The sequence below is a fragment of the Saccharothrix sp. NRRL B-16314 genome (assembly GCF_000716595.1).
Classification (GTDB): Bacteria; Actinomycetota; Actinomycetes; order Mycobacteriales; family Pseudonocardiaceae; genus Actinosynnema.
Genome location: NZ_JNXC01000003.1, coordinates 187,087 through 206,092, shown reverse-complemented (window position 1 = coordinate 206,092; position 19,006 = coordinate 187,087). Strand labels below are relative to the sequence as shown.

Below are 19,006 nucleotides of genomic sequence, written 5' to 3'. Positions count from 1 at the left end.
AACCACGAGTTCCCAGGTGCCCGGAGGCGGCCCAACCCCTCGACGGGCCGCCTCCGGGCACGTGGTGGCGTCACCCCCCGCCCCACCCTGGTCGGGCGGACCGGCCCCCCGCGCCATGCCGGGAAGTCTGCCCCGGCACGGGGGTCCGACGTCAGCGTGAGCACCCGTGGTGGGTTGTGCGTAGAGCTACGCAACCGCTCCGCGGGCTTCACCCCGCGGCGTGCAGGACCGCCTGTTCGATCTTGCGGCGCCGGGCGGCGTCCACGCCCTCCGGCACGGTGACGGCGAACGAGTCGACGACCGTCGAGCCCAATGTGGACACTCGCGCCCACACGATGTCCACACCGGACTGCTCCAACGCGTCCGCGACCCGGTGCAGCAGTCCGATCCGGTCGGCCGCGCGCAGTTCGAGCACCACCGCGCCGGACGACTCGTCGTCGAACCAGAGCACCTTCGGCGGTGGCGGGTCGGTCGGCGGGCCGCCGTAGTCGCGTTCCTTCGCGGCGAGCTTGTCGGCCAGCGCGAGGGTGCCGTCCACGGCCCTGGTGAGTTGTTCGCGCAACAGGGTCACGTCCGGCAGGGAACCGAACCTCGGCGACACCGTGAACACGTCGACGGCCGCCGCGCCGAGCGACGGGTCGCTGTGGGAGCGGAGGGTCGCGGCGTGCACTTCGAGGGAGTTGAGCGCCAGCACGCCGGCAGCACGGGAGAGCAGGCCCGGACGGTCCGGCGCGACGACCGTGACGGTGGCCGCGTGGTCGGCCGGGTCGATCAGCACGTCCGGCCTGCCGCTGGCCAGCACGGCCTGGGCGAGGTCCTGCTGGCGCTGGTCCAACGGCTCCGGCTTGGGCAGCGGGTCGCCCGCCATCGCCGTCCGGCAGCGCGCCACCAGGTCGCTGATCAGCGACGCCTTCCAGTCCGACCAGACGCCGGGACCGGTCGCCACCGCGTCCGCCTCGGCCAGCGCGTAGAGCAGTTCCAGCAGCACCGGGTCGCCGCCCAGCGTGTCCACCACGCGGCGCACGGTGGCCTCGTCCTCCACGTCGCGGCGCGTGGCCGTGTGCGGCAGCAGGAGGTGGTGGCGCACCAGGGCGGTGAGTGTGACGACGTCCTGCGGCCACAGGCCGAGCCGTTCGGCGATCTGGGTGGTGAGCGCGGCCCCCACCTCGGAGTGGTCCGCCTGCCTGCCCTTGCCGATGTCGTGCACCAGCGTGCCCAGCAGGAGCAGGTCGGGCCGGGACACCCTGGTCACCAGGCGGGCCGCGTGCGCGGTGGCCTGCACCAGGTGGCGGTCCACGGTCCACGTGTGCGCGGCGTCACGGGGCGGCAGGTCCCGCACCGCTCCCCACTCCGGGAAGAGCCTGCCCCACAGGCCGGTGCGGTCCAGCGCCTCGACCACGTCGATCAGGCCCGTGCCGCTGCCCAGCAGGGCCAGCAGCTCTTCCCGCGCCTCCCTCGGCCACGGCTGGCGCAGTTCGGGCGCGGAGTCGGCGAGCTTGGCCAACGTGCCCGCGGCGATCGGGTGCTTGCTGCGGGCGGCGGCCGTGGCGACGCGCAGCAGCAGGGCCGGATCGCGGCTCGGCACGGCGTCACGGGCCAACGCCACTTCGGACCCGTGCAGCACCACGCCTTCGTCCAGCGGTCGTCTCGCCGGTGCGCGCCTGAGCGGGGAACGGGCGAACACCCCCAGCCCGCGCTTGGGCACGGCAGCGCGCGCTGTGCGCATCGCCACGTCCACGGCGTACACGATCGTGCGTGCCGCCGACGACATCGCGCGGGCCAGCATGAAGCGGTCCTGGAGGCCCAACGCGGCGGCGACCTCGTCGCCGTCCTGCGCGCGGAGCACGTCCCGCGGCCTCCCCGCCACCCGCCGCAGCTCGGTGCGCACGTCCAGCAGCAGCTTGCGTGCCTCGTTGACCTCGGCGGACGGCCGGTCGGTCAGCTGCGCCGCGCTCAACGCGTCCAGCAGCGTGACGTCCCGCAGCCCGCCACGGCCGTGCTTCAGGTCCGGCTCGACGCGGTGCGCGATCTCGCCGCTGCGCGCCCACCGCCGCGACGCCGACTCGGACATCTCGTCCAGCCGCGTGCGGACCCCCGTGCGCCACGCCTGACGCGCGCTGTCCGCCAACCGCCCGCTGATCACCTGGTCGCCCGCGATGTGGCGGATGTCCAGCAGCCCCAACGCGGTGCGCAGGTCACCGGCGGCGACGCGCAGCGCCTCGCCGACCGTGCGCACCGAGTGGTCCAGGCCGATGCCGGAGTTCCACAGCGGGTACCAGAGCTTCTCGGCGATCTGGTCCACGCCCTTGTGCCCGTTGTGCACCAGGAGCAGGTCCAGATCGGAATAGGGCACCAGCTCGCGCCTGCCCAAACCCCCCACGGCGACCAGCGCGACCCCGCCGCCCGGTCCACCGACGCCTGCTTGCGCGGCGTGCGCGGTGAGCCAGAACTCGTGCAGGTCCACCAGCGCCTCGCGCAGCGACTCCCCCGTCAAACGGCGCCGACCTGGCGCGAGCAGCCGATCGCGTGCTCGCACCAGGTCGTCAGCCGTGACGACGGCCGTCTCGGCGTTCTCCATACGGCCGTCCCCCATCCCTACCGCGGAGCCCTATAGGGCATCCGAGCCGCGCTCACCGGTCCGGACGCGGATGACGGTGTCGACCGGGGTGACCCAGACCTTCCCGTCGCCGATCTTGCCGGTGCGGGCGGCTTCCACGACGGCGTCGAGGGTCTTCTCCACGGCGGCGTCGTCCACCAGCACCTCGATCCGCAGCTTCGGCACGAAGTCGACGGCGTACTCGGCGCCGCGGTAGACCTCGGTGTGGCCCTTCTGCCTGCCGTAGCCCTGAACCTCGCTGACGGTCATGCCGAGCACGCCGAGCTGCTCCAGGGACGCCTTCACGTCGTCGAGGGTGAACGGCTTGATGATCGCGGTGACCAGCTTCATGACTTGTTGCTCCCCTCGAGGACCGCAGTGGCGCCGGCGGCGACACTGGGCTTGCTGCCGCCACGGGTGCCGAGGCCGCTGCCGAACTCGTACGCGGTCTCCGCGTGCTCGGCCTCGTCGATGCCGCCCACCTCGGACTCCTCGTCGACGCGGAAGCCGACGGTGAGCTTGACCAGGTAACCCAGGACCAGGCTGAGCACGAACGAGTAAGCGAGCACGGCGAGCGCGCCCACGGCCTGCCGCCACAGCTGGTCCACGCCGCCACCGTAGAAGAGGCCGTTGATGCCCGCCGGGGCGTCGGCGCTGGCGAAGAAGCCGATCAGGATGGTGCCGGAGAGACCGCCGACCAGGTGCACGCCGACCACGTCGAGCGAGTCGTCGAAGCCGAAGCGGTACTTGAGGCTGACCGCCAGGGCGCACAGGGCGCCGGTGATCGCGCCGATCGCGATGGCGCCGAGCGGGGTGACCGAGGAGCAGGCGGGGGTGATGGCGACGAGGCCCGCGACGACGCCGGACGCGGCGCCGAGCGTGGTGGCGTTGCCGTCGCGGACGCGTTCCACGACCAGCCAGCCGAGCATCGCGGCGCAGGTGGCGACGAGCGTGTTGACGAGCGTGACGCCGGCGGTGCCGTTCGCGCCGAGGGCGGAGCCCGCGTTGAAGCCGAACCAGCCGAACCACAGCAGACCGGCGCCGAGCACGACCAGCGGCAGGCTGTGCGGCTTCATCCGGTCCTTCGGCCAGCCGACGCGCTTGCCGAGGACGAGCGCCAGGGCGAGGCCGGCCGCACCGGCGTTGATGTGGACCGCGGTGCCGCCGGCGAAGTCGATCGCCAGCAGGTCGTTGGCGATCCAGCCGCCCGGGTCGACGACGTTGCCGTCGGCGTCCTTGCCGTCGAAGTCGAACACCCAGTGCGCGACCGGGAAGTACACGAGCACCGACCACAGGCCGGCGAACAGCAGCCACGGCCCGAAGCGCGCCCGGTCGGCGATCGCGCCGGAGATCAGCGCCACCGTGATGATGGCGAACATCGCCTGGAAGGCGACGAAAACGGTGCTCGGGATCGTCCCGGCCAGGGATTCCTTGCCGAGCAGCCCGTCCAGGCCGAAGAACTCGAACGGCTTGCCGAGCAGACCCGCGCCGACGTCACCGCCGAACGCCATGGAATAGCCGACCAGCACCCAGAGCACACCGACCACGGCGATTGCGCCCAGGCTCATCATCATCATGTTGAGCACACTCTTCGACCGGACCATGCCCCCGTAGAAGAAGGCAAGTCCCGGCGTCATCAACAGCACCAGTGCGGCACTGGTGAGCACCCAGGCGGTGTCCCCTGTATCCACGTCGACCTCCACTGCACGTCGGTTGCAGGGAGCATCGGGATGTCCTGTTTCGCGCGGTTGCGCCGAAGGTTTCGCGCGCGTGAACTGTCCGGCCCCTGGTGTTACGGCCAGGTTTCGCGCGCTTGAAGCAAGTGCTTCCGCCTGCGACCAGTCCCGGTGGCAGTGGAATTTCCGGTGACGGAACGTGCGAGGCGGTCTCGCCTTTGCGGTGGTTCGTGTGATCGGGCGGGACGACCCGGCGACGGTGGGTCACCGGACCCGCCGGTGGACGGAGGCCGCCCCCACCCGGGGGTGGAGGCGGCCTCGGCTCGTCGGGTCCGCGCTACCCGAGCCAGCCCGGGATGGCCGGGCTCGGGCCGGTCGGCACGTCCAGGTCCAGCGACGCGACCGACTGCGGCGGCGGCTCGACCGCGGCGCACCGCGCGCCGGGACGCGGGGTCTTGAGGTTGATCAGGTAGTCGTCCGTCGCGCCGCGGGTGCAGTCGCTGCGGCGGTAGACGCCGTGGCCCCAGCCCTCGTAGGTCAGCAGGACCGTGGTGTCACGGCTCTGCCGGTGGGCGTTGACCGCCCACTCGTACCCGGTGGCCGGGTCGTAGAGGGCGTTCGTCATCAGGATCTTCGGCGCGTCCTTGATCCTGAGCCGGTGCTGCGGGTTGTTCACCTTCTCCGGCAGGCCGACGCAGCCCGCGGTCGCCCGGTGCCCGAGCGACGAGCCGCGCATGTGCGGCGCGAGCTGCCGGGAGCGGTCCACCAGGGCGGAGAACTCGCGGTGGCTGCCGACCCGGATCGCCCAGTCCTGGCAGAACACGGCCGGGAACGGGTTGTGCAGCGTCTCCACCTGCGCGGTGAAGGCGGACGACGTCGCCGGCCCCTCGTCCAAGGCGACGAGGAAGTCGGCCAACTGCGCCCACCGGGGACCGTAGAACGCGCTGAACGCGACGCCGATGATGTCGTCGGCGGTCACCTCGTACTCGGGGTTCGCGGGGTCGACGATCTCGCCGCGGTCGGCCCGGTCGAGCAGGTTGTCCCAGAACTTCGCGACCTCCCGGCCGTGCAGGGCGCACGACTCGGTGCGGTCGCACCACTTCACGAACTCCTCGAACGAGGACTCGGCGGTCGCGGCCTCGGTCTCGTTGAACCGCCACGTGCCGAGGCTGTGGTCCATGTTCGAGTCGATCACCATGGCGCGGATGTTCCGGCCGTACCGCTCGGCGTACTGCTGGCCGATCAGCGTGCCGTACGAGACGCCGAAGTAGTTGATCTTCTGCTCGCCGAGCGCCCGGCGCAGCGCGTCGATGTCCTGGATCACCGCGCCGGTGTCGGCGTGGTCGTAGATCGGGCCGGTGTGCTCGCGGCAGTCGGCGGCCAGCTCGCGGTTGTAGGCGCCGAGCGCCTCGAACTCCTGCGGGCTCGTCGGGTACATCGACGGCTGCTTTTCCAGCACTTCGCGGGAGCACCGCACCGGCGCGCTGCGGGCGACACCGCGCGGGTCGAACCCGATGATGTCGAAGCGCTCCTGCACCTCCTGGCTGAAGTAGCCGTTCGCGCCGAGGGCGAAGTCGACGCCCGAGCCGCCGGGGCCGCCGGGGTTGATCACCATGATGCCGACCCGCTTGGCCGGGTCGGTCGCCTTGCGGCGGGCCACGGCGAGGTCGAACTTCTCACCGCTCGGGTTCGCCCAGTCGACGGGCAGGCGCAACGTGCCGCACTCGACCTCGGCCAGTTCGGGGCATGGCTGCCAGTCGATCCCTGTCGCGCCTTGTGGTTCCGTTTCGGCCGTGGCGAATGACGTCGTCCCCGTGACGAGCGCGAGGGCGGTGGCCACACCGCCGAGCGCCCGGATGATCGGTCGCACAGGTTCCTCCCTAGTTCCTGTTCACCCAATCGGGTTATCGCAGGCTTCCAGGGCGGCCGAACACGCCACAACCGACTGAAGTCTTCCCCGTAATCAACCCATGGGCTGACAGCATTTCGTGTACATCACGAGAAATGCTGATAGCGCTGGGTGATCACCCTGAGGCCATTCGGGGTCAAGCCACCGAACAGCCGCAGTCGTGCCATCCCGCCGTCCGGGTAGATGTCGAGCCGCGCGTGGGTCGCTTCGGCGTCCTGGTCGATCCGGAACCGGTGACGGGTGTCCGGCTGGAGGCGCGTCCGGGGCAGCACGTCGAACTCCGCGCCGGTGCTCGCGTTCCTGCCCCGGACCGACGCCCAGCCGGGCGCGTTTCCCTTGAAGTGGCTCGTGTCGAGCTCGGCGAGCCGGATGACGCCCGGCGCGGCCAGTTCGACCTCCACCCAGTCGTTCCCGTCGTCGCGCCGCCGCGCGGTCTCCCAGCCCTCGCCCATCACGGTGGCCTGGCCCGGGGCGATGAGGTTGGCGGGCGAGCCGTAGAACATGTCGCTGCACCCGGTGACCGCCGCGCCGTTCTCCGACGCGGCCAGGTCGAGCGCGTCGGCGACGATCAGGTCCGGGTCGACCACCGGCCGGCCGAACACGCGCAGCCTCGCCACGCCGCCGTCCGGGTAGATGGTCAGCCGGACGTGCGTGTACCGGCGTTCCGCGGACACCTCGAAGTAGTGCTTCCGGTCGCCGCCGAGCGGTGACCTGGGAACCACGGTCTCCCAGTCGGTCAGCTCGTCGGGGCCGGGGTAGCCCTTGGCGGCGGTCGCCTCGACCGACGCGAACGGCGGGTAGTTGCCCTTGAAGAACGCGGTGTCGACCACGACGCCCCGGATCACGCCCGGCAGGCCGAGGCGGACGACCGCCCGGTCCTCCCCCTGCTCACGCCGGCGGCGCGTCTCCCACCCGTCGTAGACCTGGCCCTTGTGCCCGAACGTGTAGGTCCGGTACTCCGGCTCGGGCTTGCGGATCAGGTTCTCGCGTTCGGCGAACAACTCGTCGTTGGCCCACACCACGCTGCCGCCCGCGGCACGGCAGGCCAGGTCCGGGAGTCGGGTCCAGTCGGGCGCTTCGCTCATGCGGCTCCTCACTCGGGTTCTCGGCTGGGCGGTGAGCGGGTCAGGAGCGCGTCAGCAAAAGCCCGCGCGGTCGGTCGCCCACCGGCTGACCGCGCAGCCAGGTCTGCCGCACGACGCCCGCCAGCGGACGGCCGTGGTACGGCGTGACGGGGTTGCGGTGGCGCAGCCTGGCGCGGTCCACCACGAACGCGTCGTCCGGCGCGAACACGCAGAAGTCGGCGTCCGCACCGGGTGCGATGCGGCCCTTGGCGCCCAGCCCGACCAGGTCGGCGGGGTTGGTGGCCATCCACCGGACCACGTCGGTCAGCGCGTGGCCGCGTTGCCGTGCCTGGGTCCACACGGCCGGCAGGCCCAGTTGCAGGCTCGCGATACCGCCCCACGCGGTGGCGAAGTCGCCCTGTTTCAGGTCGGGCGTGCACGGCGAGTGGTCCGTGACGACGAGGTCGACCACGTCGTCGCGCAGGGCCTGCCAGAGCTGTTCGCGGTTGGCCGCGTCACGGATCGGCGGGCAGCACTTGAACTCCGTCGCCGCGTCGCCGATCTCCTCCGCGACGAACGTCAGGTAGTGCGGGCACGTCTCGGCGGTGAGCCGCAGCCCGCGTTCCTTCGCGGCCCGGACCCGGCTCACGGCCTCGCCGCTGGACAGGTGCAGGACGTGCAGCCTGGCCCCGGTCTCCTCGGCCAGGCCCACGACGGTGGCGACGGCGTGCGACTCGGCCCGGTGCGGCCGGGAGTCCAGGAAACCCCGGTAGCCGGGGCCGGGTTCGGTGACGTCGTGCGGGTCCTCGGCGTGCACGATCGTGAGGGCGTCCCGCGACCGGAGTCCGGTCAGGGCGGCCCGCAGCTGGTCGTCGGTGACGTGCGGGAACTCGTCGACGCCGGAGTGGATCAGGAAGCACTTGAAGCCGAACACGCCCGCGTCGTGCAGGTCCGCGAGGTCGTCCAGGTTGGTCGGCACGATGCCGCCCCAGAACCCGACGTCCACGTGCGCCTTGTCGCGGGCCGACTCCTGCTTGGCCTTCAGGGCGGCGACGGTGGTCGTCGGCGGCAGGCTGTTCAGCGGCATGTCGACGATCGTGGTCACGCCACCGGCCGCCGCCGCCCTGGTCGCCGTGTCGAAGCCCTCCCAGTCGCTGCGGCCGGGGTCGTTCACGTGGACGTGCGTGTCGACCAGGCCGGGGAGGAGGACTTCGTCGTCCGCGAGTTCGACCACCGCGTCGCCGTCCAGGTGCTCGGCCACCGCGACGATCCGGCCGTCCTCGACGCCGACGTCGGCACGGCGCTCACCGTCGGGGGTGATCACTCGGGCCGCGCGGAGCACCAGGTCCATGGGCCTCACTCTGGCACCCGGCCGACCGCGATGCGACCGGCCGGAGGTCGGGGGTTCGGTCCCTCGTGCCACGGCAGGGGTTCGCGCTCGCGGACGGAGGACAGGCACGTCCTCGGTGACGGCGCAAGACTGGTTGACACGCTCGGAGGGCGCTCGTACCGTCCCTCTTTGCGGAAATGGGATTCCGCGATACAGAAAAGGGAGCCTCGGTGCCCGATCTGGAAGGGTTCAACTCCGCGCCTCCGGGCCGACTCCGCCCCCTGCTCACCGACTGCCTCGCGGTGCCGCGCTGGGTCGACGCGCTGCTGGCCGGCCGCCCGTACGCCGACGTGGACGCGCTGCTCGCCGCGTCGGACCGGCACGCCGACCTGACCGACGACGAAGTCCGCACCGCCATCTCGGGGCACCCGCGCATCGGTGAGAAGTCCGACGCGGGTGGTGCGTCGGCGAAGTGGTCGGCCGCCGAGCAATCAGGCGTCACCGCGTCGCTCTCGGACCGCCTGCGGGCCGCCAACTCCGCGTACGAGGACCGTTTCGGGCACATCTACCTCGTGTGCGCGACCGGGCTGACCGGTGAGCAGGTGCTGGCCGACCTCGCGGCGCGGATGGACAACCCGCCGGACGCCGAACTCCGCGTGGTGAGGCGGGAACTGGCGAAGATCGCTGCCCTGCGGCTGCGGAAGGTGCTGGCATGACGACGCTCTCCACGCACGTGCTCGACGCCGAGGCGGGCCGCCCCAAGGTGGGCGTGCCGGTGCGGCTGGAACGCGACGGGGCGGTGCTGACCGAAGGCGTGACCGACGACGACGGCCGACTCCGGTTCGACGCGGACCTGGCGGCGGGCGTGCACCGGCTGGTGTTCGCGGTCGACACGCCGTTCTACCCGGAGATCACCATCGCGTTCCGGGTCGCGGACGACGGGCCGGCGCACCTCCACGTGCCGATCCTGTTGAGCCCGTTCGCCTTCACCACCTACCGAGGGAGCTGACCGATGGCCATCGTCCTGGGGCCCAACCAGTACGGGAAAGCGGAGAACCGGCTCGTCACGGTGACCCGCGACGGTGCCGTGCACACGATCAAGGACCTCACCGTCGGCACCTCCCTGCGCGGCGACCTGGCGGACACGCACCTGACCGGCGACAACGCCAAGGTGCTCGCGACCGACACGCAGAAGAACACCGTGTACGCCTTCGCCAAGGAGTCGCCGGTCGGCGAGATCGAGGACTTCGCGCTGCGGCTGGGACGGCACTTCGTCTCGTCCCAGGAGGCGATCAGCGGCGCGCGGGTGCTGATCGACGAGCACGCGTGGGAGCGGATCGAGGGCAACGACCACTCGTTCGTGCAAGGCACCAACGAGAAGCGGACCACCGCCGTGACCGTCGAGCGTGACCGCGCGTGGGTCGTGTCCGGTGTGCGGGACATGGTCGTGCTGAAGTCGACCGGGTCGGAGTTCCACGGCTTCCCGCAGGACCGGTACACGACGTTGAAAGAGGCGTACGACCGGATCCTGGCCACGTCGGTGACGGCGCGCTGGCGTTACGAGGGCGAGGAGGTCGACTGGGCTTCCAGCTTCACCGAGATCCGGCGGCTGCTGCTGGCCACGTTCGCGGCGAAGCACAGCCTGTCGTTGCAGCAGACTTTGTACGCGATGGGCGAGGCGGTGTTGCGGGAGCGGCCCGAGGTGGCCGAGGTGCGGCTGTCGATGCCGAACAAGCACCACTTCGCGGTCGACCTGTCCGCGTTCGGGCTGGAGAACGACAACGAGGTGTTCTACGCGGCCGACCGGCCGTACGGGCTCATCGAGGGGTCCGTGCTGCGTGACGACGCCGAGGACGCCGGGTCCGCCTGGTACACGCTGCCCACGTTCTGATCGGTCCTTGCCCAGGTCAGTCCTTGCGCAGGGCCATCCGCTGCATCCGCCAGGAGTGGAACAGGTCGGCTTCCGCGTACCAGTCGACGACGGTCGGCCGGGACGCGGTGGCCATGAACTCCAGCAGCACCGAGCGGTACGTCGTCAGCGGCAGGCCGACTCCCGGCGGGAAGTCCGTGTACGTCTCGTCCACGTACGGCGCGTCCGGATCGCCCTTCGGCCAGCCGTTGAACTCGTTGTCGACGTAGTTGAGGTAGCCCCACGGGCCGCGGACGGCGAGCACCAGGTTGTGGTCGCTCTCGCCTTCCGCGTCCACCGGGCGGCCGAAGTGCTCCACCATGCCGTCGTTGCACTCGGGCCGCGCCAGCGCGTCGATGAGCACGTCGACATCCGCCGCGCACGCCACCACCTGGTAGCGGAACTCGGCCCGCTCCAAGTCCGGCAGCCCGGTCCACAACCCGGCCCGCATGGTCATGCCCACACCCTGGCCGGTGCCGCGCGGATCGGCCTTTCGCCGGATCGAGAATCACCCGATCAAGCGATGCTGCGGTTACGCCCTCCGAGCCAGCGCCTGGAGATCCGTCACGGTGAGTCCGGTCGCACGGTGGATCTCGTCCTCCTCCAGGGCACCGCAGTCCAGGGCGCGGATGAACGAGGTGGACAACGCCTGCGCGGTCGCGGGCTCGTCCAGGATCGCGCCGCCGGCGTGCTCCACGTACGCCTTCAACCGGCGGGCGTCCGCCGCCACGCCTTCGAGGTAGAACGCGTGCACGGCGGCGTACCTGGTCACGAGCTGCGCCGGGTGCAAATCCCAGCCCTGGTAGAAGCCGTGCGCCAACGACCGCCGCACCAGCCGGTAGTGCGTGCGCCAGCCCTCGTGGACGTTGTCGCCCACCGGCAGCACGTTGGTCGAGCCGTCGGACAGGGCGACCCCGGTGCCCGCCGCGGACACCTGCATGACGTTTCGGGCGAAGTCGCACGCGCCGTGCGCCAAATGCTGGTGGGCCGCGCCGAGACCGCAGCCCGCCGTGTAGTCGTACGTGCCGAAGTGCAGGCCGCTGACGCGCCCGCGACCGGCTTCGATGAACGTCGGGATGGCCAGCCGGCCCTGCGGGTCCACGACCGACTGCGTCGTCTCGACCTGGATCTCGAACCTCAGCGGAAGCCCGAACAGGTCCAGCACGTCGCCGAAGACCTCGACCTGTGCCACCGACGTGACCTTCGGGAACGTGATCACGAAGGCCTCGGGCGCCTCGCCCAACGCGGTGAGGAACACGTCCAGCGTCCGGATGCCCCGTTCGCGCGAAGCCCTGGTGTCGAACGACTTCATCCGCAGCCCGAACCGGAGCGGCGCCACCCCGTCGCGCAGCCACTCCCGCACCACCGCCGCGGTGCGCTCGGCGTCGGCGTCCTCCTCCGCGTCGGAGCGGACGCCGTAGCCGTCCTCGAAGTCGATCCGCAGGTCTTCCACCGGTTCGGCGGCCAGCTTCGCCCGCACCCTCGTGTGGACGGCCTCAGCCGACCCCGGTGGCAGGTCGAGCACGTCCGCCAAGCCGTCCGGCGCGTGCTCGTCCAATGCCGCAAGCGCTTGCGCACCCCAGTCACCGGGCGTCGACGGGGTCACGCGGTCGGCGGGAACGTAGCAGGTGTGCACCGGCTGCCTGCCCGTCGGCGCGCGGAGCTCCACATCGGACAGCCGCGCGGTGACCGCCCGCACGGCGTCCGCCGACAACGACGTGCGCGGCACGTCAGCCGATCCGTTCGTAGGCGGGGAGGGTCAGGAAGTCCACGAACTCGTCGGCCAGCGCGACCCGCTCGAACAGCTCGACGGCCAGGTCGAGGTGCTCGCCTTCGAGCTCGTCCCTGGTCGCCGCCAGCACGGTGCGCACCAGCTCGGCGGTGACCGGCGTGCCGTCGTCCAGCACGACGTCGTTGTGCACCCACTGCCACAGCTGCGAGCGGGAGATCTCGGCGGTGGCCGCGTCCTCCATCAGGTTGTGGATGGCCGCCGCGCCGTTGCCGCCCAACCACGACAGCAGGTACCGCACGCCGACGTCCACGGCGGACTCCACGCCCGCGCGGGTCGCGCCGCCGCCGGCCGACTTGAAGTCCAGCAGCTGCTCGGCGGTCACGGACACCTCGGGCCGCAACACGTCGAGCTGGTTGGGCTTGCCCGCCAGCTTCGCGTCGAAGATCTCTTGGCACACCGGCACCAGGTCGGGGTGCGCCACCCACGAGCCGTCGAAGCCGTCGCCCGCCTCGCGGTCCTTGTCCGCGCGCACCTTCGCCAGCGCCTGCGCGGTGACCTCCGGATCGCGCCGGTTCGGGATGAACGCCGCCATGCCGCCCATCGCGAACGCACCGCGCTTGTGGCACGTGCGCACGAGCAGCTCGGTGTAGGCGCGCATGAACGGCACGGTCATCGTGATGCTGTTGCGGTCCGGCAGCACGAAGTCCGGCCCAGCGTCGCGGAAGTACTTGATGGTGCTGAACAGGTAGTCCCAGCGGCCCGCGTTCAGGCCGGACGCGTGGTCGCGCAGCTCGTAGAGGATCTCGTCCATCTCGAACGCGGCGGGGATGGTCTCGATCAGCACGGTCGCGCGGATCGTGCCGTGCGGGACGCCGAGCCGTTGCTGGGCGGCGGTGAAGACGTCGTTCCAGAGCCGGGCTTCGAGGTGGCTCTCCATCTTCGGCAGGTAGTAGTAGGGCTTGCCCAGCTCTGCGTTGTGGAAGAAGTGCAGGCCGAAGTCGACCAGCGCCCCGACGGCGGGCTCGCCGTCGATCTCGACGTGCCGCTCGGGCAGGTGCCAGCCGCGCGGCCGGACCACGATCGTCGGCCGGGCCACGTCGTCGCGCAGGGCGTAGTGCTTGCCCTCCGGGGAGGTGTGCTCGATCGTGCCGCGGGCCGCGTCGTAGAGGTTGACCTGGCCGGAGACGACGTTGTGCCAGTGCGGCGTGTTGGCGTCCTCCAAGTCGGCCAGCCACACCTTCGCGCCGGAGTTCAGGGCGTTGACGGTCATCTTCCGCTCGGTCGGGCCGGTGATCTCGACCCGTCGGTCGCGCAGCGGCTCCGGCGCTTCGGCGACCTTCCAGTCACCGTCGCGAACGGCCTGCGTTTCGGGCAGGAACCCGAGCGGTCGGCGTTCGGAGCGGCGGGCGATCAGCTCGTCCCGGGTGGCGGCGAAGTCGCGGTGCAGTCCGGCGACGAACTCCAGCGCGTCCGGCGTGAGGATGTCGTCCCCGCGCTCCACTTCGCCCCCGAGGACGCGAACACCGGACATGGGAGCCCCACCTCGATTCCGAGTCGGTTTCTACTTCGCGGACTATAGTTTTCACAAGGCGGAACGGCAATGAAGGAGTGATCCTCGGTGGCACGAGCGTCCACGGGTGGCGTCCAGTCGCTGCAACGTGCCTTCGACCTGCTGGAACGCCTGGCCGACGCGGGGGGCGAGGCGAGCCTGTCCGAGCTCGCCGCCACCTCCGGCCTGCCGCTGCCGACCATCCACCGGCTCATCCGCACCCTCGTCACGCTGGGGTACGTGCGGCAGAACAGCAACCGGCGGTACACGCTCGGGTCGCGGCTGATCCGGTTGGGCGAGAGCGCGTCGCGGCAGTTCGGCACGTGGGCGCGGCCGTTCCTGGCGCAGCTGGTGGACCAGGTGGAGGAGACCGCGAACCTGGCCGTGCTGGACGGTGACGAGGTGGTGTACGTGGCGCAGGTGCCGTCACGGCACTCGATGCGGATGTTCACCGAGGTGGGCCGCCGCCTGCTGCCGCACGGCACGGGCGTGGGCAAGGCGATGCTGTCCCAGCTGCCGCGTGACGAGGTGCGTGCCCTCCTGGCCCGCACCGGCCTGCCCGCGTACACGCCGAACACCATCACCGACGCGGAGGAGCTGGTGGCGTCGCTGGACCGGATCGCGGCGCAGGGCTACGCGCTGGACGAGAGCGAGCAGGAGCTGGGCGTCCGGTGCGTCGCGGTGCCCCTGCACGGCGCACCGACCCTCGCCGCCGTCTCGGTCTCCGGCCCCGACAGCCGCCTGACCAAGGAGTCCTTGGCCCGGATCATCCCCGCGGTCCTGGCCGTCGCCAACCGCCTCTCCGCCCAGTCCACCCACCCCACAACCCCGTGAGTCCTACGTTCAGAACCCGTGAGTCCTACGTTCAGGACCTATGAGTTCAACGCTCAGAACGCCCGACGTCGACGGCTCCGTGTTCTGAGCGTTGAATTCGGGGGTTCCGAACGTAGGACTCACGCGGCCTGAACGTAGGACTCACGCGGTCTGGACGTAGGACTCTCGGTTAGTCGAGGAGGGCGTCCACGAAGGCGGCGGGCTCGAACGGGGCCAGGTGGTCGGCGCCCTCGCCCAGGCCGACGAGCTTGACCGGGACGCCCAGCTCGCGCTGCACCTGGAACACGATGCCGCCCTTGGCCGTCCCGTCGAGCTTGGTCAGCACGATGCCGGTCACGTTGACGACCTCGGCGAACACCCGCGCCTGGGTCAGGCCGTTCTGGCCGGTGGTGGCGTCCAGGACGAGCAGCACCTCGTCCACCTCCGCCTGCTTCTCCACCACCCGCTTGACCTTGCCCAGCTCGTCCATCAGCCCGGTCTTGGTGTGCAGCCGGCCCGCCGTGTCGATCAGCACGGTGTCCACGGACGCCTCGACGCCCTGCTTCACCGCCTCGAACGCCACCGAAGCCGGGTCCGCGCCCTCGGCGCCCCGGACGGTCGACGCGCCCACACGTGAGCCCCACGTCTCCAACTGGTCCGCGGCGGCGGCGCGGAAGGTGTCCGCCGCGCCCAGCAGCACGGTCCGACCGTCGGCCACCAGCACGCGGGCCAGCTTGCCGGTCGTCGTGGTCTTGCCGACGCCGTTCACGCCGACCACCAGCACCACGGCGGGCTTGACGCCGGAGCCGTCCACCGAGTGCGGCAGGGCGTTCACCGCGCGGCCCATCTCGGGGTGCAGGGCGTCGACCAGCACGTCCCGCAGCAACGCGCGGGCGTCGTCGGACGTGCGCACGCCGCGCGCCACGATCTGCTCCCGCAGCGCCGTCACGATCTGGTCCGTGATCGCCGCGCCCAGGTCCGCCATCAGCAGCGTGTCCTCGACGTCGGTCCACGAGTCCTCGTCCAGGTCACCCGCGCCCAGCAGCCCGAGCAGCCCCTGCCCGAACGTCGACCGGGACCGCGACAGCCGACCGCGCAGCCGCTCCAACCGACCGGACGTCGGCTCGATCTCCTCGATTTCGGACGCCGCTTCGGGCAGGTCGACCTCGACGAACCCGCGCTTGACCGAGTCACGTGGCACGGCCGCGTCGTCGCCGACCCCCGGCTGGCCGTCGACCTCGGTGCGGTCGGCCACCGGGTGCCGGACGGGCTCGACCACGTCGGCGGACGTGGCGCCGGCGGCAGGCGGTGCGGGCTTGACGGGCTCCCGGACGGGCTCCCGGACGGGCTCCGCGACGGGTTCGGCGGGTTTGGTCACCGGCGGCGCGGGCGCGTTGAACGTGATCGCGCCACCGGCCTGGTAGCCGCCCTTGGTCGGCTGCTCCGGCTCGCGCTCGATGAGGCTGATCCGCCGGCGCCGCGCCAGCACGACGCCCGTCACGAGGGCGACCGCGAGCAGCGCCACGACGACGACGATGATCCAGATCAGGGACGTGGTGGACACGGCGCCATCCTCGCACGTCACCGCATGTTGGCGATCAACGAACCAGGTTGATTTCCGGCAACTTTCCCACGAAGGCTCTTGCGTCAGCGGTCGGTGTGGAATAGACCACAGGGCGTGAAGGTGATCGGGCTCATCTCGGGCACGTCGATGGACGCCATCGACGTAGCCGTCGCAGAGCTGTCCCTGGACGGCCGGACCGTCGTGCTCACCCCTGTCGAGCACGACGAGCACCCGTTCCCCGAAGAGCTGCGCAGGCCCCCGACCAGCGCCGCCGACCTGTGCGCGCTCGACACGAAGCTGGGCCAGGCGTTCGCCGAAGTCGCCGCGCGCTACCAGGGCGACCTCGTGTCGTCACTGGGCCAGACCGTGCACCACTGGGTCGAGGACGGCCGCTGCCTCGGCACGCTCCAGCTCGGCCAGCCCGCGTGGATAGCCGAAGCCACCGGACTGCCGGTGGTGGCCGACCTGCGGGTCCGCGACGTCGCCGCGGGCGGCCACGGCGCCCCGCTGGCGAGCACGTTGGACGCCCTGTGGCTGGCAGGGTTGGCCGAAGCCGAGGGCGGGACGGCCACCGCGCTCAACATCGGCGGCATCGCCAACATCACCAAGGTCTCACCCGACGGGGTGATCGCCTACGACACCGGACCGGGCAACGCGCTGATGGACGCGGCGATGACCGTCCTGTCCGGCGGCCTGCGCACCCGGGACACCGACGGCGAGTACGCGCGCCGCGGCGAGGTGCACGCCGAACTGCTCGACCGCCTGCTGGCCGACCCGTACTACGCCCGGCCCGCGCCCAAGTCCACCGGCAAGGAGCACTTCAACCGCGCGTACCTCGACCGGGTCTCGGAAGGGCTGACCATGCCCGCCGAGGACTTCCTGGCCACGCTGACCGAACTCACCGCGCGCACGATCGCCGCCGAGTGCGAAGGCACCGTCATCGGCTCCGGCGGCGGTATGAGCAACCCCGTGCTCGTCGAGTCGCTGGGTCGGCTCGTCGACCTTCGGACGAGCGACGAACTGGGACTGCCCGCGGCGGGCAAAGAGGCCTACCTCGCCGCCCTGCTGGGTTTCCTGACCTGGCACGGGCTGCCCGCCAACGTGCCGTCCGCCACCGGCGCCGCCGGTCCGCGCCCGCTGGGGTCGATCACCCCCGGCCGCGGCCCGCTGCGCCTACCGGAGCCCGTGATCACTGCCGTGACGGGATTGACGATCCGCCGCCGAGCGCGGCAGTCGGATGGAGGAGACCATGCGCGCACTTGATGTCGGCATCATCGTGCTGTTCCTGGTGGGCATGCCGCTGCTGGGCGTGTGGATCGCGGGGCGGCAGCGCTCCGCCACCGACTACTTCGTCAGCGAACGCCGCATCTCGTGGTGGGTGGTGTGCGTCTCGGTCGTGTCGGCCGAGACGTCCACGCTCACCGTGCTGAGCGTGCCGACGGTCGCCTACCTGGGCCCGATGACGTTCCTGTCTCTGTCCGTGGGCTACCTGATCGGCCGGATCGTGGTGTCGTTCGTCCTGCTGCCGAAGTACATCGCGGGCGAGCTGATCACCGCGTACGGCTTCCTCGGCAAGCGGTTCGGCAGCAGGATCCAGAGCACCGCGTCGATGACGTTCCTGATCACCCGGCTGCTCGCGGACGGCCTGCGGCTGTTCGCCACCGCCATCCCGATCAAGGTCGTGCTCGTCGCGTACGGCGTGGACGTGTCGTACTGGGTGATCGTGGCGGTGCTGGGCATCGCGATGGTCGTCTACAGCTTCCTCGGCGGCGTGCGGGCCGTGGTGTGGGTCGACGCGATCCAGATGCTCTGGTACGTCCTCGGCGCGTTCGTGGTGATCACGGTGCTGAGCGGGAGGCTGCCCGACGGGTGGTTCGCCGCGGCGGCCGACGCGGGCAAGTTCCAGGTCCTCGACTTCGCCGCGAGCCCGTTCACCTCGCCGTACGCGATCGTCACGGCGTTCATCGGCGGTGCGGTGCTGTCCATGGCGTCGCACGGCGCGGACCAGCTGATCGTGCAGCGGCTGATGGCCACCAAGGACGTGCGGGCGGCGCAGAAGGCGCTGATCGCCAGCGGCGTCGTCGTGTTCCTCCAGTTCCTGCTGTTCCTCTTCATCGGCGTGATGCTGTGGGCGTTCTACAAGGCCGCCAACCCGGTCAAGGACCTCGGGCTCAACAACAACGACGAGCTGTTCGCGAACTTCATCGTCAACGACATGCCGTCCGGCCTGTCCGGGTTCGTGCTCGCGGGCATCCTGGCGGCGGCGCTGTCGTCGTCGCTCGGCGCGCTGGCCTCCTCGACCGTGACGGACATCGTGCAGAAGGTCGTGCGGCGGCCGATGACCGAGGCCGAGGTGTTCCGCCAGGGTCGGATCTGGACCGTGGTCTGGGCCGGCCTGCTGATCGTGTGCGCCGGCCTGTTCGCCACGCTGACCCGCCGCGGCAACCCGATCGTGGAGCAGGGCCTGTCGATCGCCGGGTTCACGTACGGCGCGCTGCTCGGCGCGTTCCTGCTCGGGCTGCTGTTCCGCAAGGCCAAGCAGCTCGACGCGATCGTGGCGTTCGGCGTGACCGTGGTGGTGATGGCGTTCGTGATCCTCGGCGTGAAGTTCGTCGGGCCGGAGGCGGCGCTACAGATCGACTTCTCGCCGGCCGCGCCCGCCCAGAAGATCGTCTCGCTGGCCTACCCGTGGTACACGCCGCTCGGCGTGCTGGTGACGTTGATCGTCGGTGGCCTGATGTCGTTGCGGCACAAGGGCTACCAGCCGCCGGACGTCGACGAGGCGGTGGCCGCCAAGGCCGCGTGAGCCAGGTGGCCGGCCGGCGCGTCTCCCGCGCCGGCCGGCCACCCGTCACGTCACGGCG

Annotated in this window: 16 protein-coding genes; 6 read left to right on the top strand and 10 right to left on the bottom strand. The window is 71.2% G+C overall.

The genetic code is table 11. The features are described 5' to 3' along the window. Positions 1-208: 208 nt before the first annotated feature. From OQ02_RS07975 to allB, 6 genes are all read right to left on the bottom strand, one after another. A complete protein-coding gene (locus OQ02_RS07975; protein ID WP_051772036.1) occupies positions 209-2,578 on the bottom strand; it encodes a [protein-PII] uridylyltransferase in 2,370 nt (789 codons plus the stop codon). A gap of 30 nt (positions 2,579-2,608) precedes the next feature. After that, entirely contained in the window at positions 2,609-2,947 is a 339-nt protein-coding gene (locus tag OQ02_RS07970; RefSeq protein WP_033437621.1) for a P-II family nitrogen regulator, read from the bottom strand. Further along, entirely contained in the window at positions 2,944-4,287 is a 1,344-nt protein-coding gene (locus OQ02_RS07965) for an ammonium transporter (protein WP_033437966.1), read from the bottom strand. The genes OQ02_RS07970 and OQ02_RS07965 overlap by 4 nt, the downstream gene beginning before the upstream one ends. A gap of 322 nt (positions 4,288-4,609) precedes the next feature. Then, on the bottom strand, positions 4,610-6,142 hold the full coding sequence (locus tag OQ02_RS07960; protein ID WP_033437620.1) for an alpha/beta hydrolase: 1,533 nt from the start codon (positions 6,140-6,142) through the stop codon (positions 4,610-4,612). 125 nt (positions 6,143-6,267) lie between these two features. Continuing rightward, a complete protein-coding gene (alc, locus tag OQ02_RS07955; RefSeq protein ID WP_197043244.1) occupies positions 6,268-7,266 on the bottom strand; it encodes an allantoicase in 999 nt (332 codons plus the stop codon). Between the two features lie 40 nt (positions 7,267-7,306). Beyond that, on the bottom strand, positions 7,307-8,596 hold the full coding sequence (gene allB / locus OQ02_RS07950; RefSeq protein ID WP_033437618.1) for an allantoinase AllB: 1,290 nt from the start codon (positions 8,594-8,596) through the stop codon (positions 7,307-7,309). Between the two features lie 209 nt (positions 8,597-8,805). Between allB and uraD the strand changes: the two genes are divergently transcribed. From uraD to pucL, 3 genes are read left to right on the top strand one after another with little or no spacing between them, the layout of a single operon-like run. Continuing rightward, positions 8,806-9,291, top strand: coding sequence for a 2-oxo-4-hydroxy-4-carboxy-5-ureidoimidazoline decarboxylase (gene uraD, locus OQ02_RS07945; protein WP_051772035.1), 486 nt, complete (start codon positions 8,806-8,808; stop codon positions 9,289-9,291). After that, complete coding sequence (locus OQ02_RS07940; RefSeq protein WP_033437617.1) at positions 9,288-9,584, top strand: hydroxyisourate hydrolase; 297 nt, start codon at positions 9,288-9,290, stop codon at positions 9,582-9,584. The genes uraD and OQ02_RS07940 overlap by 4 nt, the downstream gene beginning before the upstream one ends. Positions 9,585-9,587: 3 nt before the next feature. After that, on the top strand, positions 9,588-10,466 hold the full coding sequence (gene pucL, locus OQ02_RS07935) for a factor-independent urate hydroxylase (protein WP_033437616.1): 879 nt from the start codon (positions 9,588-9,590) through the stop codon (positions 10,464-10,466). 16 nt (positions 10,467-10,482) lie between these two features. On the opposite strand, the gene OQ02_RS40785 is transcribed toward pucL, so the two are convergent. From OQ02_RS40785 to aceB, 3 genes are all read right to left on the bottom strand, one after another. Further along, positions 10,483-10,941, bottom strand: a complete 459-nt coding sequence (locus tag OQ02_RS40785) for an Imm1 family immunity protein (RefSeq protein ID WP_156076923.1) — start codon at positions 10,939-10,941, stop codon at positions 10,483-10,485. A gap of 75 nt (positions 10,942-11,016) precedes the next feature. Beyond that, complete coding sequence (locus tag OQ02_RS07925) at positions 11,017-12,213, bottom strand: DUF6986 family protein (RefSeq protein WP_033437615.1); 1,197 nt, start codon at positions 12,211-12,213, stop codon at positions 11,017-11,019. 1 nt (position 12,214) lies between these two features. Next, complete coding sequence (aceB, locus tag OQ02_RS07920) at positions 12,215-13,747, bottom strand: malate synthase A (RefSeq protein ID WP_033437614.1); 1,533 nt, start codon at positions 13,745-13,747, stop codon at positions 12,215-12,217. Between the two features lie 87 nt (positions 13,748-13,834). Between aceB and OQ02_RS07915 the strand changes: the two genes are divergently transcribed. After that, entirely contained in the window at positions 13,835-14,599 is a 765-nt protein-coding gene (locus OQ02_RS07915; protein ID WP_033437613.1) for an IclR family transcriptional regulator, read from the top strand. Between the two features lie 169 nt (positions 14,600-14,768). Here OQ02_RS07915 and ftsY read toward each other — a convergent pair whose 3' ends face one another. Continuing rightward, positions 14,769-16,142, bottom strand: coding sequence for a signal recognition particle-docking protein FtsY (gene ftsY / locus OQ02_RS07910; RefSeq protein ID WP_033437612.1), 1,374 nt, complete (start codon positions 16,140-16,142; stop codon positions 14,769-14,771). A 147-nt stretch (positions 16,143-16,289) separates the two neighbouring features. Between ftsY and OQ02_RS07905 the strand changes: the two genes are divergently transcribed. Both OQ02_RS07905 and OQ02_RS07900 read left to right on the top strand, forming a co-directional pair. Next, positions 16,290-17,405: an anhydro-N-acetylmuramic acid kinase gene (locus OQ02_RS07905; protein ID WP_051772086.1), complete on the top strand. Its 1,116-nt coding sequence runs from the start codon at positions 16,290-16,292 to the stop codon at positions 17,403-17,405. Next, on the top strand, positions 17,392-18,948 hold the full coding sequence (locus tag OQ02_RS07900) for a sodium:solute symporter (RefSeq protein WP_033437962.1): 1,557 nt from the start codon (positions 17,392-17,394) through the stop codon (positions 18,946-18,948). The genes OQ02_RS07905 and OQ02_RS07900 overlap by 14 nt, the downstream gene beginning before the upstream one ends. Positions 18,949-19,006: the final 58 nt, after the last annotated feature.